The following is a 16,334-nucleotide window of genomic DNA, read 5'->3' on the forward strand; positions in this document are numbered from 1 at the left end:
AGTGTCCTGGCCGCCACCTGCCAACCCGCGGCGCCGCAAAAGCTCCTGCCGTCCCAGGTCAGCGGCCCACGGCAGGCAGACCAGTTGACGGAGATGTGAGGAAACCCTCAAGCCGCACTGTTTGCGGCGCGGCGGTTCAGTCATGGCGCGCGGCTAAACTGAAAGCTGTGAACGTGCCGGATTGTCCCGACGCTGCTGCCCAGCACGCTTATCTATTTGCTGATCCGGCAGCGCACTCGCTGTCGCCGCAGATGCACCGGGCCGCCTTTGTCCACGCCGGCCTGAACGGGAACTACACGGCCCGGCGCGTCGGGGCCGCCGATCTGGCGCAGGCGGTGGCGGACCTGCGCCGTCCTGGCGTGCTGGGCGCCAACCTGAGCCTGCCGCACAAGGAATCTGCGGTGGCCCTGCTGGAGAGCCTGACCCCGGCGGCGCGGGCCATCGGGGCGGTGAACACCATCGTCCACATGGACGGCCAGCTGCGGGGCGACAACACCGACGCCCCCGGTCTGCTGGCCGCACTGGCCGACGCCGACGCCCCCACCGGCGGCCTGAGCGTGGTGCTGGGCGCGGGCGGCGCGGCGCGGGCGGCGGTGTACGCGCTACGGCAGGCGGGCCGCGAGGTGCTGATTGTCAACCGGACCCACGCCCGCGCCCAGGCGCTGGCCGCCGAACTGGGCGGGCGGGCCGCGTGGCCGGAGACCGCGCCATGGGCCGCCGTGACCCTGCTGGTGAACGCCAGCAGCGCCGGGCTGGACGCGCCGCACGACTCGCCCCTGTCCACCTTCCCGGCGCTGGACCCCCGCGCCCTGGTCTACGACATGGTGTACCAGCCCGCCGAGACCCGTCTGCTGCGGGACGCCCGGCGGGCGGGCCTGCGCGCCGAGAACGGACTGGGCATGCTGGCGCACCAGGCGCGGCTGGCCTTTGCCGCATGGACCGGGGCGGACGTGCCGGTCCGGGTGTTTCTGGAGGCGCTGCACGCTGCGGCGGACGCCCCTTGAGCGCCTCCGCCCCGCCCCGCCCCGGCGTGACCCCCGCCCCCTTCTCGCGGCGAGCGCCGCTGCTGGTGCTGGGGCTGATTCTGCTGCTGTCGCTCACAGCCTCACTGGTGATTTCCAGCTTCGTGCAGGCGCAGCAGCGCGACCGCTTCGAGCGCGAGACCCTGGCCTATACCCTGGCCCTCAAGGACCGGGTCAACGACTATGACCGCCTGCTGCGCACGGCGCGGGCAGCCTGGCAGGTACACCCTGACCTGCTGGACGAGACTGAATTTATCCGCTTCGTGGACGGCATCGATCTGGCACGGCGCTACCCCGGTGTGCAGGCGCTGGGCTTCGGCACCTGGCTGCCGGACGGCAATGCGGCGGCGCTGACCGCGCGGCTGCGACAGACGGTCCGCCCGGACTACGCAGTGCGCGGCACCCTGGCGGCGGGGCCCCGCGTGCCGATCTCGGTGATCGCGCCCCCCAACGCCGAGAATCTGGCCGCGTTGGGCTTTGACCTGTACAGCGAACCCGTGCGCCGCGCCGCGCTGGACCTGGCCCGGGCGGAGGCCGACGTGCAGGCCAGCGGCCGGGTGTCGCTGGTGCAAAAGGACGAAAGCGGCGTGCCCCTGCGGGGCTTCCTGCTGATGCTGCCGGTGTGGCCGGCTGGCCCGGCAGGTGGACAGGCCGCCGAGCCGCAGGGCTTCGTGTACATGGCGGTGCGCGCGGACCAGTTCCTGAGCGACCTGGGACCGCCGGGGCTGGACTCTCGTCTGCTGGTCGGCGTCAGGCTGGCCGGAGAGACGCTGACGCAGCCCAGCGGCAGCGGAACGGGGTACTTTCAGGATCAGGCGACGCTGCAGCTGGCCGGGCAGTCCTGGACCGTGGCCTACACCGCCCCGAGCAGTTTTGGCCGGGACGCCGCTGCGGGCGTGCCGGTGCTGGTGATGCTGGCCGGGCTGCTGGTCGCCGGGCTGGCCTACCTGCTGGTGGGGGCACAGGTGCAGGCCCGCAGGCGCGCCGAGGCGCTGAACATGTCGCTGGGGCAGGCGCGGGCGCGGCAGGAACAGGCCCGCGCCGAGTTCGAGGCCATCTTCCACTCCATGCAGGACGCCGCCGCCTTTACCGACACGCAGGGGCAGATCCGGCTGGTCAACCGTGCCCTGGAGCGGCAGTTCGGCCACCCGGCCTCGGCCCTGATCGGGTTTCCCCTCTCGGCACTGCACCTGGACACGCGCCTGGAAGAACGCCAGACCTTCCAGGCGCTTACCACGCCGTACCGCCGCGCCGACGGCAGCGTGTTTTCCGGCGAGGCCCAGCGCAGCGTGGTGCAGGACGCCAGCGGCGAGCAACTGGGGCTGCTGGAGGTCATCCGTGACGTCAGCGAGCGGATCGCCGCCGAGCAGGCGCTGCAGCGCGGTGAACGCCGTTACCGCGGCGTACTGGACGCCATTCCACACGTGCTGCAGGTGAGTGACGACGCGGGCCAGATCACCTACGTCAACACCCAGCACCGCGAACTGCTGGGCAGTGACGACCTGAGCGCCCGCATGAGGCCCGAGGGACGCGCCGCCTTCGAGCGGCTGTGGCGTAAGGTCCGCGAGCACGGCGATGTGGGGCAGTACACCGCCCGGACCGAGGTGCAGTTGCGGGTGGGCGACGGCGTAGAACGCTGGTTTACCCTGCGCCTGTCGCCCATCCGCACCGGGGAGGACCCCGCTGCCGGCCAGGGACAGAGCATGGAGTGGGTCACCTCGGCCACCGACATTCATGACCGCCTGACCGCCGAGCGGCGTGCACGGCACAATGAGGAACGCTACCGCAGCGTGCTGGAGGGCCTGCCGCAGATCGTGTGGCGCAGCGACCCCCAGGGCGAGTCGCTCACCTTCAACCGGCGCTGGGAGGAGTACGTGGGGCTGGAGCGGGCCTCCGACGGGTTCCTGGGCCTGTTGCACCCGGACGACCGTGCCGACTACCAGCGGCGCTGGTCGGCGGCCATCCGCAGCGGGCGGCCCTTCGAGGCCGAGCACCGGTTGCTGTCGGCGGGAGGCCAGTACCGCACCTTCGTCACGCGCGGCCTGCCGGTGCTGGACCCATCGGCCCAGCCGGACGGCCAGGGCTCCCGGCGCCGGGTGATCGAGTGGGTTGGCACCAGCACCGACGTGGACGACTCGGTCTACGAGGAAACCGCGGCCCGCCTGCTGGCCGACGTTTCCGAGGATCTGGCTGCCCGCCGCCCTGAGGTCCAGGCCCAGCACGCCGCACAGTCGCCCTCCCAGACCCAGACCGCCCAGCCCCAGTCCTCCCTGTCCGTGCCGCTTCCAGCGCTGGGCGCGTCCGGCCGGGCCTCAATGTACCGGGCTGCCCTGGGCCGCATGACGGTGCGCTTCGCGGAGGGCGCGGCGCTGTGGTCCGTTCAGGACGGACAGCCGGAACTGCTGGCGTCGTCCTCGCTGCATCGGGCGTGGCAGACCGGGCACATGCGGACCTTTCTCGGCGGCCTGCTGGAACAGGTGATCAGCAGCGAGGACCCGCTGTTTCTCTCCTCGCACCCGCTGCTGCATGCGGTGAACGCCACCGGGGCGCTGCTGTATCCGCTGCTGGGCGCAGGCGGGCGACTGTGCGGCGTGCTGGGGCTGTTCTACCGCCAGGAACTTACTGGCCGCGACCACGACCTGGCGCAGGAGATCAGCGTGCGCTTTGCCGCCGCGCTGGACCACGACGCGTTGCAGCAGCGGGTGGCGCTGGCCCAGCGTGAGTTGCAGGCCCTCAACCTGTCGCTGGAAGACCGCGTGCAGCGGCGCACCGAGGAACTGGAGCACGCCAACCGCGAGCTGGAGGCGTTCAGCTACAGCGTCTCGCACGACCTGCGCACGCCGCTGCGGCACATCGTGGGCTTTGGCGACCTGCTGGGCAAGGAACTGCTGAGCCAGCAGGCACGCAGCGTGCAGGAGGGGGGCGGCGCGTCCGGGCTGAGCGCCAAGGGCCAGCGCTACCTGAGCATCATCACCGACTCGGCGGGGCGCATGAGCCAGCTGATCGACGATCTGCTGGAGTTCTCACGCATGGGGCGCCAGGAGATGCGCCGCGAGAACGTGGACCTGCGCGCCCTGTTCAAGGCGGGCTGGGAGGGGCTGGAACCGGACCGTGAAGGCCGCAGCATCGCCCTCGCGCTGCCCGATACCCTGCCGCACGTGCCGGGTGACCCCGCGCTGCTGGGACTGGTGGTCACCAACCTGCTGAGCAACGCCATCAAGTACACCCGCACCCGTGAACGCGCCGTCATCGACGTGAGCGTGCAGACCGACGCCCAGAACGTGACGTTAACGGTCCATGACAACGGCGTGGGCTTTAATCCCGAATACCTGGATAAACTGTTCGGTGTGTTTCAACGTCTGCACCGCGCCGATGAATTCGAGGGCATTGGCATCGGCCTCGCCAACGTCCGCCGTATCGTGACCCGTCACGGTGGCCGGGTGGGGGCCGATGCCCGGCCCGGCGAGTGGGCCTCGTTCTGGATCACCCTGCCGCTGGACGGGCCGCCCGCGCCGCCCACCCCCGAGACCGCCGCGGAGCAGGCGTGACCGGCGCGGACCTGACCGGGCCGGAGATGGCCGCACTGGACACCACTGCGCTGAATGTGACTGGGCCGGATGCAGCTGGGCCGGAAATCGCCAGTGCAGCAAAGGCAGACCCCGCGCTGGTGGCTGAAGCAGCCACAGTCCCGCGCGGCAGCTACCGCTTTCCCGGTCCCGGCGAGACCCTGAACGTGCTGCACCTGGAAGACAGCGAGCTGGACCACGAGCTGGTGGTGATGCACCTGGACGGCGAGCTGCCGTGGCCCCTGCAGGTCAGCCGGGTCGAGGACGAGGCCGGATTCCTGGCCGCCATCACGCAGAACCCCCCCCACCTGATCCTCAGCGACTACGCGCTGCCCAGCTACGACGGCCTGAGCGCCTACCGCGCCGCCAGCACCCACCTGCCCCGGGTGCCGTTCATCATCGTGACCGGGGCGCTGGGCGAGGAGGTGGCGGTGGACACCCTGCGCCAGGGCGTCACCGACTACATTCTCAAGCAGCGCCTGGACCGGCTGGCCCCCACCATCCGCCGCGCGGTGGCCGAGGTCGAGGCCCGCTCCAGCCGGGAGCGCGCCGAGCAGGAGGTCCTGAGTCTCAACCGTGACCTCCAGGCCCGATTGATCGAGGTCGAGCGGCTGCGCAACACCGCCGAGCGCCAGAGTCAGCGCCTGGAGGTGCAGGCCCGGCAGCTGGAAGAGGCGCTGAACATGCAAAAGACCTTCCTGGCCGAGACCAGCCACGAGTTGCGGACCCCGCTCACCGCGTTGCACGGCTACCTGCGCCGCGCCGAGCGCGAGGCGGGCGGCTCCCAGACGCTGCTGGATGCCCAGCGGGTCGCCGAGAATATGACCCGGCTGGTCAATGACCTGTTGCAGCTGTCGCGCGGGGAGCTGGTGCAGGGCATCGAGATGCACTTCATGAACCTGGGCAAGGTCATCGCGCAGGTGGGCCGCGACTACGGCGTGCGCGCCGACCAGGGCAACACCGACACCGAGATCGTGGGCGACCCGGTGCGCCTGAGCCAGGTGTTCATGAATCTGGTGACCAACGCCATCCGGGTCAGCGGCTCGCCGGAGCTGGTGCATCTGGAAAGCAGCCTGCGACCCGGCGAGGTCGAGGTCCGGGTGGTCGACCGTGGCCCCGGCGTTCCGGACGCCATCAAGCCGCGCATCTTCGACAAGTTCTTCCGGGGCAAGGAGGCCGGGTCGGCGGGCCTGGGCCTGACCATCGCCCAGCAGGTCGTGACCTCGCACGGGGGCACCATCGACGTGATCGACACGCCCGGCGGCGGCGCCACCTTCCGCGTCCGCCTGCCGCTGCCCGACGAGGAAGACGAGTAGGACCGCCCGGGCGCGCGGGCATTTCTCCCTGGCGTCCGCGTTACCCTCTGTCCATGACCCTGCCCCACACTCGCACCCCCCTCAGCGCCCTCAAGGAATGGGACGCGCAGTGCCAGCTGCTCGCCACGGGCCGCGTGTCACTGCTGCTGCGCAAGGGCGGCATCATGGAAACGCACGACGGCTTCGAGGTGGAACACCGCCGGTTCCTGCTGTATCCCACCTTCCTGCACCAGAACCCGCAGGAACTCCAGCCGGAGCATCAGGCGCTGCTGCGCTCCGACCCCGCCCCCGGCCAGATTGTGCTGCCCGCCCTGGCCGAGGTGGTGGCCGTGCACAAGGTGACGTCCCTGGAGGCGGCGCTGCGCCTGGAGCCGCTGCAAGGGCTGAACGCCGGGGCCATCGAACGCCGCTTCCACTACCGCAACCGCCCGTGGATTCACGCGCTGCTGCTGCGGGTGCGGCCCCTGCCCACGCCGCTGGTGCTGGAGGAGACGCCTGATCTGCTGGGCTGCGTCAGCTGGGTGCCGCTGGGAGGCGTGGACGCCCAACCGGGCGGGCCGGCGGTGCCGGAGCCGGAGCTGGAGGCGCGTCGGCACGCCCTGGAACGGCTGCTGACGGCATAAAAAGAGGGAGGCGCGTGGCCTCCCCCTGCTCTGACTCACTGAAAAACGTTTACTGGGCTTCGAGATCGTAGTTGTTCAGTACCAGGGTCTGCACGGTGCCGTCGGGGCTGACGAGGTTCCAGCCCTTCCTGGTACCGGCGAAGAACTGGTTGTCGTTCTGGGCCAGCGCCAGACGCTTGCCGTTGTCCTTGCTCAGGACGGTGTCGCCCGCGTCGTAGCGGTTGTTGTTATTGGCGTCGCGGAACACGATGACGCGGTAGGTGCCGAAGGGCACGTTGCTGGGCAGGTCCAGCACAAAGCCGCCGGTCAGGAACTTGTCGATCAGCTGGCTCTCGGTGCCGTCGGCGGTGTACTTGCCGTCGTTGAAGCCCACCAGGGCCAGCCCTAGGTTCTGGTTGGCCGAGAAGCCGCGCAACTGCCCGGTCACGTCCTTCTTGGTGGGGTTGCCGGCCAGGGTGCAGGCGCTGAGGGTGAGGGTGCCGAGGGCTAGAGGCAGCAGAAGCTTGTTCATGGGGGAACCTCCGTGAATAGGGGCGGGTGTTACAGACTTGACCTTTCTACCGTAGCGGTAACGGCCCGGCAGGACTACGGTGAAAGCCTTCCCGCTCGGCTCATGCGAGGTTCATGGGAGACGCATCTGGATGGGAAAGCTGACGAACCCTTGAGGTGCAGGGGCATGCGCGGCGCAGGTCCGGCCTATACTCCGGCCCATGCAGCGCCCGCCGTTTACCGCCCTCGCCGCCGTGTACGACGCGATCATGGCCGACGTGGAGTACGACCACTGGGCCGACTTCGTGCTGACCTACGCGCGTGACGGCGGCCTGACCCTGGAAGGGGCGGCGGCGCTGGACCTAGCCTGCGGCACCGGCGGCTTCACGCGCGAGCTGGCGGCGGCGGGCCTGCACGTTACCGGCCTGGACTTCAGCGAGGACATGCTGCGCGAGGCCCGGTCCCGGCTGCCGGACGTGGCCTTCGTGGCGGGCGACCTGAGAAGTTTCGCCCTGCCGGGGCGTTTTGACCTGATCACCTGCGTCTTCGACAGCCTGAACAACCTGCTGACCGCCAAAGATCTGACGGCGGCCCTGTCGCGGGCGCGGGCACACCTGAAGCCCGGCGGCCTGCTGGCCTTCGACGTGAACACCCGGCTGGGCGTGCGTGAGCTGTGGGAAGGGGACGCCATCGAGGGGCTGGCCCCGCTGCCGGGCGGCGGCGAGGTGCATTACCACTGGTCCCACCACCACGACGCGGCGGCAGACCTGGGCGTGGTGCAGGCGTTCTGCCGCATAGAAGAGGACGGCGAGCTGCGCGAGTTCGTGGAAACCCACCGCGAGCGCGGCTACGACCCGGCCGATCTGGAAGAGCTGCTGCGGGCCGCGGGCTTCGGGCGCTGGGAGATCGTGGAGTACCCGGACTACGCCCCGCCCATGCCGGACGTGCCGCGCGTGTGGGTGTTTGCGTGGGCGGCGGGCGAGGACGGAGCACCGGCATGAGCGCCCTGCCGGTGCTGGGGGCGGGCGGCTGGGGCACGGCGCTGGCGGTAGGGGCGGCGCGAAACGGACGGGACGTGACGCTGTGGGCGCGGCGACCTGCGCTGGTGGCCGAGCTGAAACAGACCCGCGTGAATGCCGACTACCTGCCGGGCGTGACGCTGCCGGACAGCCTGCGCGTCACGGCGAGTCTGGAGGAGGCAGTCAGCGGGGCCGAGTTTGCCCTGGTGGTGGTGCCCAGCGTGGGCGTACCGCCGCTGCTGGAGGGGCTGCCGCGTGGGCTGGGCGTGGTGCTGTGCGCCAAGGGCCTCGCGCCGGACGGCGGGCAGCTGACGCATCTGGCCCGCGAACTGGGTTTTGCGCGGGTGGCGGTGCTGAGCGGCCCCAACCACGCCGAGGAGATCGGGCGCGGCCTGCCGGCGGCCACGGTGGTGGCCAGCGCGGACCCGGCCCTGGCCCTGGCGGTGCAGGCGGCGCTGATGTCCCCGGCCCTGCGCGTGTACACCAGCCGCGACGAGGTGGGCGTGGAACTGGGCGGCGTTCTCAAGAACGTGATGGCCCTGGCTGCCGGGCTGGTGGACGGCCTGGAGCTGGGCGACAACGCCAAGGCCGCCCTAATCACCCGGGGCCTGCGCGAGATGCGTCGTTACCTGCTGGCCCTGGGCGCGCAGGAGGACACCGTGTACGGCCTGAGCGGGCTGGGCGACCTGGTTGCCACCGCCACCAGCCGCCACAGCCGCAACCGCGCGGCAGGCGAGGCCATCGCGCGTGGCCAGAACCCTGCGCCGGGCGGGCAGGTGGTGGAGGGGCTGCGGACGGCGGGCCTGCTGGACGCCTGGGCCACGGCGCACGGCCATGACCTGCCCATCGTGCGGGCGGTGGCGCGGGTGGCCTCGGGCGAGTGGACGGCGGATACGGGCGTCGCCAGCCTGATGGAGCGGGACGCCAAGGCTGAGGAACACGGCTAGGACAGCCGGCCGGCCGGGAGGCTGACCCCCGACATTCTGGCCTCTGATCACATGAAATTGGCTGTATCCTGGCAGCGGAGGCGGCGGTGTGCCCCTGTTTGCGGCACACCGTAAACGCCGCATCTTGTACAATATTTGGAACACAGGTACAAGCCCTTGTACCTACCGGGGGGCAGTGGTACAGTCAACCCCTAGCCGGCCACCGCGTACTCACCTGAGGTTCCACCTTCCCGTCCACCTGCCGCCCTGACCCGGAGGTGGGGCTCTTTGTTGCCGTTCAGGCCTGACCGCCCCGCGCCCCCCGCCCCCCTTTCAAGGAGTTCTGCCATGACCACCCTGCCCACCCAACTGTTGCCTGCCCAGCCGCTGACCACCTTCGACGACAATGCCCAGCACATCGCCAAGCGCCAGTACCTGCAGTCCGGCGACGGCGACATCGGCGGCATGTTCCGGCGAATCGCGACCTGGGTGGCGGGTGCGGAGGCCCCCGAGGCGCGGCTGTCCTGGGCGCAGAAATACTACGACCTGATGGCCGACAAGAAGTTCTGCCCCGGCGGGCGCGTGCTGGCCGGCGCGGGCACGCAGCACGGCAATGTCCTGAACTGCTTTGTGCAGGGGGCCACCGAGCATGAGCCGGCCTCGTTCGAGGGCGTGATGGAAGTGGCCAGGAAACTGGCGCTGGTGACCAAGGTGGGCGGCGGCAACGGCGTGAACCTGGACGTGTACCGCGCCCGCGCCGAGGGCAGCCGACCCGACGCAGGCGTGCGCGGCTGGGTCTACATGGCGGCCAGCCACCCCGACGTGACCGACTTCATCGAGGGCCTGATGCGCCCGCCCACCCAGCCGGACGGCGACAAGCAGCCGGTGGCAGTGCGCAACTGGACGCGGGTGGTCTACGGTCAGGCGATTGCGCCGGAACTGGTGGCCTTGGCCCGGCAGAACGGCGTGCAGATCGTGCGCGCGCTGCCCGAAGGCGTGCAGAGCGTCCCCGACGACATGGGCGGCATCGTGGACGCGGCCCGCAAGGTGGCCGAGGACGCCAAGCTGGGCCTGGAACCGCGTCTGGACCTGTCCGAAATGCGCGCCGAGGGTGCGCCGATCAAGGGTTCAGGCGGCACCAGCAGCGGCCCGGTCAGCTTCCTGATGGAGATCTTCGACAACTTCCTGGAGTGGGCCAACCGGGGGGCCGAGGAGGCGGGGCCGATCAATACGCTGCGCTTCGTGTACGCGCCGGTGCTGCGCGTGGTCCGGCAGGGCGGCACGCGGCGCGGCGCAGGCATGGCCACCATCTCCATCGCGCACGCCGACGTGCTGGACTTCCTGACCGCCAAGGACCTGGACCGCGAGGCGTCCGAGGGCGACATCTCCACCTTCAACATCTCCATCCTGATCACCGAGAAGTTCTGGGATACCCTGCAGGCGGGCGGGGTGTGGGCCATGAACGCGCAGGAGGTGCCGGGCAAGTACTACCTGGCCCCGCAGGAGGGGGCGTTTGACGGCCAGTTCCCCGAGTTGCCAGACCGCGCTGAGGATGGCGCGCGTGGCGTCCCCACCTATACCCTGGGCAAAGGCAAGAGTGCCCAGAGCGGCATTCCCGCCGCGTGGCTGTGGGACCAGATCGCGCAGCACGCCTGGAGCACCGGCGAACCCGGCCTGATCTTCAATGACCGCGTGAACGAATTTTCAGCCCTGAAGAACCTGGGCGAGCGCTACGAGATTCGCAGCACCAATCCCTGCGGCGAGATTCCCCTCACCATCGGGGAACCCTGTGACCTGGGGGCCATCAACCTTGCGGCCTACGTTCACAACAGCAGCTTCGACTACGCCACCTTCCGCGCCGACGTCCGCACCTGCGTCCGCTTTCTGGATGACGTGCTGGACGTGAATGTCTTTGCGCTGGAAGACAACCGGGTGGCCAGCCAGGACCTGCGCCGCCTGGGTCTGGGCGTGATGGGGCTGGCCGACGCCCTGATCAAGCTGGGCCTGCGCTACGACAACGAGGCGGGCCGCGAGACCATCATGGAGATCATGTCGGCGCTGCGCGAGGAGGCGATTGCCGAGAGCGAGCGTCTGGGCGAGGAGCGCGGCGTCTACCCGGTGTTTGCGCGCAACGAGGACAGGATGCCGCACGCGCCCCGGCGCAATGTGGCGGTGCTGACCGTGGCCCCCACCGGTACGACCTCCATGCTGATGGGCGTGTCGAGCGGCATCGAGCCGGTGTTCTCGCCGTTCATCTGGCGCAAGATCGGCAGCGAGTACCGGGCGCTGCTGGCCCCGCTGTTCGTGGAGCTGCTGGAAACCTACCCCGCCCCCGACGGCGTTCAGAAGGACGGCGGCTGGGACTGGGACAAGGTCACCGAGGCCGTCAGCGAGAACCACGGCAGCGTGGTGGGCCTGCCGTTTATCCCCGACGCGCTGCAGCAGGTGTTCGTGTGCGCCCACGACATCGCGCCGCAGGACCACGTGCGGATGCAGGGCACCGTGCAGCGGGCCTTCGATGCCGAGGGCTTTGCGGGCAACAGCCTGTCCAAGACCATCAACCTGCCCAACAGCGCCACCGTGCAGGACGTGCAGGATGCCTACAGCGAGGCCTACCGCACCGGCTGCAAGGGCATCACGGTCTACCGCGACGGCTCGCGCCAGTTTCAGGTGCTGAGTACCAGCAAGAAGAAGGAAAAAGCCGAGGAGGCGCCTGCCCAGGCCGCCGCAGAGGTGATGGGCGAGACCGTGTCCATAGCAACCGCGTCGGCACAGCCTGTTGCCACGCCTGCCGCCACCACCGCCAGCCGGTCCCAGGCCGCCGCGCCCGCCAAACCACAGTACGAGCGGCCCGCCCGCCTCTCGGGCATCACCGACATGGTCAAGCTGACCGATCCCACCAGCGGACACCGGCGCTCGTTCCTGGTCACGGTCAACCACCTGAACGGCAAGCCGGTGGAGGTCATGGTCATCAGCGGGCGTGCGGGCGACGAGGCCAACGCCGATAGCGAGGCGCTGGGGCGCGTGGTGTCCATTGCCCTGCAACACGGGGTTCCGGCGCAGGCGCTGATCAAGACCCTGCGCGGCATCAACGGCGGGCTGTACGGCAGCTACAACGGACGCTTGGTGGGCAGCAAGGCAGACCTGATCGCTGTGGCGCTGGAAACCTTCCAGAAGGACATGGCCGCCGGGCAGATCGCCGGGCAGGAAGCGGCGGGCCTGCCGCCCCTGGCCGGAGGCAGCGGCGACGCGCCCGCCCCCGCCGTCAGTGGGGTGAGCGTGGACAGCATGGACGCCATGACCCGCGAACGCTGCCCCGTCTGCGAGGAACAGGCGGTGATCCGCGAAGAGGGCTGCCTGAAGTGCCAGGCGTGCGGCTACAGCAAGTGTGGCTGAATTATGGATATTGCAGATAAGATTGCAAAGTTAAGCGACGAATTGAGAGAAGAATCGCACTCTACAAAAGCGATTGACATTCTCAAGTCTTTCGCTGAACAACAGAAAAACACGGCAGGTGTGGACAAAATCCTCGGCCAGTTTGAAAATATTTTACAACCACCAGTCGAATTTGAGGTGATGCTTGCTAATCGGTTGTGTCTCGAAAGTGACGAATTTGATTTTTTACAAGGCGATATCATCAGAACGGAGTCCGCTTACTATATTGGCGAGCGAGTCGTTAATAGTCCGACGTTTATTATTGGAACTTCGGCATGTGATTTAGTCAAAGATAGGCGCGAATGTATTACTCTATTTAGAGTAGAACCAATTCTAGCTCCCAGAAACGATGATGAAGAGAAGATAATTAAGCAATTATTAAGCAATAATTTCAAATTTAAAAGCACGACATCTATGATTTTGCCAAAATTTCCTTATCAAGATGAAGATGTCATTTATAATATAATTGAACTTTCTAGGCCCCATTCTATAACTTCTCAGAATCTACGATTGGCCCATCGAGTATACTCACTAACTTCTTTGGGCTGGAGAATTTTTGGAGCAGTCTACAGATTTATCACTAGTCGCCAAGATCCGCGCGATGAAATATTTAGAAACAACCTTGAAATTATCGAAAAAATAGAGGATAGCGCATAGTAAATCAAAGCGAGGCTAGTCAGTTGACTAGCCTCGCTGACTTAGATTATTACCGCCTCGGAAGAACGAGCGAGTCATCGCTGTCGTGTTCGCCAAGTTCAAAGTCGGTTAGCTTCAGCGGCTGTGAGCCATCAATACATGAGAACGTAACCTTCTCGCTTATTTGGAAAGCAACCATCTGTAGCATTTTTCTTGATGCCTCGGAGTCACTTTCGCTCACTATAGTGGCTGCTTGTATGATGAGTTGAACATCTCTTCTAAGATGGTCGGCTTCTGCAGCAATGCCATACAACTTCTGGAAGTCATCTTCGCTGATGATTCTATACTGTGCTTTTTTTAGCCTGAGAATACCCATAGTGCCATCACGGATAGAGCTAAGCTTAGTTGCTGCGCCTACTCTTATGTCTTCGAATCTTTCCCAAGTAGGGCCTACGTGTAAGTTAATTGGTACACTTCCCTGTGTCCTAAGTGTCATTTCGCCCTCCTTCATAGTTCTCATTAGAAACGCTTACGGCTCAAGGCTTCAAATGCACCTTGGCGCTTCAGCGATTTCCAACAGTTTATCCTGCTACCTCACAGCTTACAGCGAAAACTGTTAAACTTGACAACATGATTGGGGGTACTATTGTTGACTTGTATATACAAGTTTATCTATTTACATAACAATGCGCTAAAATTATATTTTCTACATCGTGATATCTGTCTATCAATGGTAAAAACTTCTCGTCGCTCACGGCATTGCTTTCACTAAGCTCCGGCCCCTGCCCACGGTGTTCTTGAAGCCGAAGGGTGGGGGCGTTTTCGCCGTTGCCTCTCAAGGGGGAGATTTTCCTCTACCCTGCACCATGAACCTCGACGACTACCGCCGCCCTGGCCCGGCCCGCCTCCGCCTATATCTGTCTCTGCTGCTGATGCTGGTGCTGACCGCCATCCTGGGCAAAAAGCGCGACGGCGATCTGGGCACGGTGGAGACCCTGAAACGCAGCCCCTTTGCGCGGGTCATGTTCATGGACATCGGCGCACTCAGCACGTTGGGGGCGCTGTATCTGGCGCTGAACGGCAAGTCACGGGTGCGTGTCCCGGCGGCGCTGGCCTCGCTGGCGGTGGGCAGTTTCTCGCTGCTGCCCGCGCTGGCCTACGAGGAATGGAAGGCCATGAAAGAAGCCGAGGGCGACAAGCGCAATGCCACGGGCTAAACATCTTTCCGGGGCTGACACCCCACCCTTCTTCAACCCTTGCCCCACCCACGCTTCGGTCAGAACCGCTACAGTTCTGCCATGACGGCCCATCCGGTTCCGGCGGTTTCCCCTGCCCCTGCCCCGCAGGCGGCGGCCACCCTGATCTTCAATGCCGGGGCCGGGGGCAGCGGCCACAGCAGCCCCGAAGTGCTGGCTGAGGCGCTGCACCACGCCGGCTACAGCCCGGTCTACCGCGCCACCGACAGCGAGGCCGAGTTGCAGTCGGTGCTGGCCGACGTATCCGGGCCGGTGTTCGTGGCGGGCGGTGACGGCACCGTGCGTGCGGCGGCGCTGTATCTGGCCGGGCGCAACGACGTGACGCTGGGCATCATTCCCATGGGCACCGCCAACAACGTGGCCCGCACGCTGGGCATTGCTGGAGACCCGCAAACGGTGATCGCCGCCTACGCCGGAGCGCAGGCCGTGCCGTTCGATGTGGGCCGGGTCACGGCCCCCTGGGGGCAAGACATGTTTCTGGAGGCGATGGGGTGCGGCCTGTTTGCCGAGGTCATGGCCGCCTATGACCCGGAGCAGGGCAAGAGCCCGCTGCGGGCGGCAGGAGCGCTGGGCGCGGTGATGCGCGACTTCACGCCGCCGCCCCTGACCCTGACGCTGGACGGCGTGGCCCAGCCCCCGCTGGACTGCCTGCTGCTGGAGGTCATGAACACCCCCGCCACTGGCCCCCGCCTGCCGCTGTGCAGCGGAGCCGATCCCGGCGACGGGCTGCTGAACGTGGTGCGGGTGGACGCCGGGGAGGGCGAGGGCCTGCTCACCTACGCGGCGGCGCTGGCGGCGGGCGACTTCGCGCAGTTGCCCAGTGTCACCAGCACTCCGGCCCGCTGCACCGAGATCCCGTACCACGGCCAGCCCTTCCACGTGGACGGCGAGGTCCGCCCGGCCCGCCCTGATCTGGCCCGGCCCGGTACCCCCAGCGTGGTGCGGGTGGAGGTCTGGGCGGCGGCCCTGCACGTGCTGGTGCCTGCCGCGCCGGAGGAAGGCTAGCCATGCAGAACAACCTGGTCTTCCGGGACGGCGTGCAGGTCATGCGGGTGGACCTGCACGTCCACACCGAGGTCAGCCACGACTGCCGCACGCGGCTGCGCGACATTCCCGCCTGGATGCTGCGGACCAACACCCGCGTGATTGCCGTCACCGATCACGACCAGCAGCGCGGCGGCCCCGAACTGGCCCGCATCGTGGCCGATCTGGGCCTGGACAACCGCCTGAGCATCATTCCCGGCGAGGAAGTTACCACCTCCGAGGGGGAGCTGAACGCCCTGTTCCTGCAACAGCGCATTCCCGCTGGCCTGAGCCCCGAAGAAACCGTGCGCGAAATCAAGGCCCAGGGCGGGCTGGTGATGCTCCAGCACGGTTTTGATCCCCTTAAGCGCTACCGCCTGCGCCCCGAAGCCACACAGCGCATCGCCGCCGACATCGACATCGTGGAGGTCTTCAACTCGCGCCTGTCGCGGCACCACTGGAACGGGGTGGCGCTGGCCTGGGCCAACCGGCGTGGCCTTCCGGTGTGTGCGGGCAGCGACGCCCACACCCTGCGCGACATCGGCGAGGCGTGGGCAGAGACGCCCTTCCGCCTCATCCACACGCCCGCCGACCTGCTGGCCACGCTGGGCGAGAGCGTGGTGGGCGGACGCTGGACGCATCCGGTCTACGCCTACGGGCGCAAGCAGTGGCGCACCCTGAACGGCCGCTTCCGGCGCGACGAACCGGCCTGAAGCCGTGAAAGACACGGGCCATAAAAAAACCCGCCCTCTCGGACGGTGATAAGACCAATATAGCGCGGAATGCGGCATCTGTCAAACTTATGCAGCGGGCCAGAATTGGCGCGCTGGGACAGGGCAAAAACAAATATCTCCTCGGTAGCCCTGCATAGTCCTGGTAGCACCGGACTCGCTCCGCTCCCTTACCGGCAGAGCGCTGGTGCCCAGGGCCGAACCCCCATGAACCCTATCAAGGGTCCAGGAAACGAAAAACCCGCCCTCTCGGACGGTGATAAGACCAATATAGCGTGGGATGCGGCAGGTG

At 67.2% G+C, this 16,334-nt stretch carries 13 protein-coding genes; 11 read left to right on the forward strand and 2 right to left on the reverse strand.

The window, feature by feature from the left end:
• The first annotated feature begins 167 nt into the window (after positions 1-167).
• The 4 genes from aroE to IEY31_RS07040 are packed head-to-tail and all read left to right on the forward strand — an operon-like array spanning position 168 to position 6,527.
• Positions 168-1,004 carry a shikimate dehydrogenase gene (aroE, locus tag IEY31_RS07025; protein WP_229723386.1) on the forward strand — a complete coding sequence of 279 codons (837 nt, stop codon included), beginning with the start codon at positions 168-170 and terminating at the stop codon, positions 1,002-1,004.
• Positions 1,001-4,570 carry a CHASE domain-containing protein gene (locus tag IEY31_RS07030; protein ID WP_229723387.1) on the forward strand — a complete coding sequence of 1,190 codons (3,570 nt, stop codon included), beginning with the start codon at positions 1,001-1,003 and terminating at the stop codon, positions 4,568-4,570. Before aroE ends, IEY31_RS07030 begins: the two co-directional genes overlap by 4 nt.
• Positions 4,567-5,904 (forward strand): hybrid sensor histidine kinase/response regulator, encoded by a 1,338-nt coding sequence (locus IEY31_RS07035; RefSeq protein ID WP_268238930.1) that lies wholly within the window; start codon positions 4,567-4,569, stop codon positions 5,902-5,904. Before IEY31_RS07030 ends, IEY31_RS07035 begins: the two co-directional genes overlap by 4 nt.
• A gap of 53 nt (positions 5,905-5,957) precedes the next feature.
• Positions 5,958-6,527 (forward strand): DUF1802 family protein, encoded by a 570-nt coding sequence (locus tag IEY31_RS07040; protein WP_188970393.1) that lies wholly within the window; start codon positions 5,958-5,960, stop codon positions 6,525-6,527.
• 49 nt (positions 6,528-6,576) lie between these two features.
• Here the strand turns inward: IEY31_RS07040 and IEY31_RS07045 are convergent, their stop codons facing one another.
• A complete protein-coding gene (locus tag IEY31_RS07045) occupies positions 6,577-7,038 on the reverse strand; it encodes a hypothetical protein (protein WP_188970394.1) in 462 nt (153 codons plus the stop codon).
• A gap of 199 nt (positions 7,039-7,237) precedes the next feature.
• On the opposite strand from IEY31_RS07045, the gene IEY31_RS07050 reads away from it, so the two are divergent.
• From IEY31_RS07050 to IEY31_RS07065, 4 genes are all read left to right on the forward strand, one after another.
• Positions 7,238-8,017 carry a class I SAM-dependent DNA methyltransferase gene (locus tag IEY31_RS07050; protein ID WP_188970395.1) on the forward strand — a complete coding sequence of 260 codons (780 nt, stop codon included), beginning with the start codon at positions 7,238-7,240 and terminating at the stop codon, positions 8,015-8,017.
• Positions 8,014-8,982 (forward strand): NAD(P)H-dependent glycerol-3-phosphate dehydrogenase, encoded by a 969-nt coding sequence (locus IEY31_RS07055; RefSeq protein WP_188970396.1) that lies wholly within the window; start codon positions 8,014-8,016, stop codon positions 8,980-8,982. Before IEY31_RS07050 ends, IEY31_RS07055 begins: the two co-directional genes overlap by 4 nt.
• A gap of 327 nt (positions 8,983-9,309) precedes the next feature.
• Positions 9,310-12,357, forward strand: a complete 3,048-nt coding sequence (locus IEY31_RS07060; protein ID WP_188970397.1) for an adenosylcobalamin-dependent ribonucleoside-diphosphate reductase — start codon at positions 9,310-9,312, stop codon at positions 12,355-12,357.
• Between the two features lie 3 nt (positions 12,358-12,360).
• Positions 12,361-13,053 carry a hypothetical protein gene (locus IEY31_RS07065; protein WP_188970399.1) on the forward strand — a complete coding sequence of 231 codons (693 nt, stop codon included), beginning with the start codon at positions 12,361-12,363 and terminating at the stop codon, positions 13,051-13,053.
• Positions 13,054-13,102: 49 nt separating this feature from the next.
• On the opposite strand, the gene IEY31_RS07070 is transcribed toward IEY31_RS07065, so the two are convergent.
• Complete coding sequence (locus IEY31_RS07070; protein ID WP_188970400.1) at positions 13,103-13,543, reverse strand: hypothetical protein; 441 nt, start codon at positions 13,541-13,543, stop codon at positions 13,103-13,105.
• A gap of 355 nt (positions 13,544-13,898) precedes the next feature.
• Between IEY31_RS07070 and IEY31_RS07075 the strand changes: the two genes are divergently transcribed.
• From IEY31_RS07075 to IEY31_RS07085, 3 genes are all read left to right on the forward strand, one after another.
• A complete protein-coding gene (locus tag IEY31_RS07075) occupies positions 13,899-14,249 on the forward strand; it encodes a hypothetical protein (protein WP_188970401.1) in 351 nt (116 codons plus the stop codon).
• An 81-nt stretch (positions 14,250-14,330) separates the two neighbouring features.
• The gene (locus tag IEY31_RS07080; RefSeq protein WP_188970402.1) at positions 14,331-15,293 is read left to right on the forward strand and encodes a diacylglycerol/lipid kinase family protein; all 963 of its coding nucleotides are present in this window, start codon (positions 14,331-14,333) and stop codon (positions 15,291-15,293) included.
• Positions 15,294-15,295: 2 nt separating this feature from the next.
• On the forward strand, positions 15,296-16,024 hold the full coding sequence (locus IEY31_RS07085; protein ID WP_229723388.1) for a PHP-associated domain-containing protein: 729 nt from the start codon (positions 15,296-15,298) through the stop codon (positions 16,022-16,024).
• The last annotated feature ends 310 nt before the right edge of the window (positions 16,025-16,334 follow it).

This window comes from Deinococcus aerolatus (assembly GCF_014647055.1).
GTDB classification, from domain to species: Bacteria; Deinococcota; Deinococci; order Deinococcales; family Deinococcaceae; genus Deinococcus; species Deinococcus aerolatus.

Bases quoted from the DNA above. Each gene is read 5' to 3' on its own strand.
- IEY31_RS07040 (WP_188970393.1), top strand. From the start codon at position 5,958: ATGACCCTGCCCCACACTCGCACCCCCCTCAGCGCCCTCAAGGAATGG.
- IEY31_RS07055 (WP_188970396.1), top strand. From the start codon at position 8,014: ATGAGCGCCCTGCCGGTGCTGGGGGCGGGCGGCTGGGGCACGGCGCTG.
- IEY31_RS07065 (WP_188970399.1), top strand. From the start codon at position 12,361: ATGGATATTGCAGATAAGATTGCAAAGTTAAGCGACGAATTGAGAGAA.
- IEY31_RS07070 (WP_188970400.1), bottom strand. From the start codon at position 13,543: ATGAAGGAGGGCGAAATGACACTTAGGACACAGGGAAGTGTACCAATT.
- IEY31_RS07080 (WP_188970402.1), top strand. From the start codon at position 14,331: ATGACGGCCCATCCGGTTCCGGCGGTTTCCCCTGCCCCTGCCCCGCAG.
- IEY31_RS07045 (WP_188970394.1), bottom strand. From the start codon at position 7,038: ATGAACAAGCTTCTGCTGCCTCTAGCCCTCGGCACCCTCACCCTCAGC.
- IEY31_RS07085 (WP_229723388.1), top strand. From the start codon at position 15,296: ATGCAGAACAACCTGGTCTTCCGGGACGGCGTGCAGGTCATGCGGGTG.
- IEY31_RS07050 (WP_188970395.1), top strand. From the start codon at position 7,238: ATGCAGCGCCCGCCGTTTACCGCCCTCGCCGCCGTGTACGACGCGATC.
- IEY31_RS07075 (WP_188970401.1), top strand. From the start codon at position 13,899: ATGAACCTCGACGACTACCGCCGCCCTGGCCCGGCCCGCCTCCGCCTA.
- IEY31_RS07060 (WP_188970397.1), top strand. From the start codon at position 9,310: ATGACCACCCTGCCCACCCAACTGTTGCCTGCCCAGCCGCTGACCACC.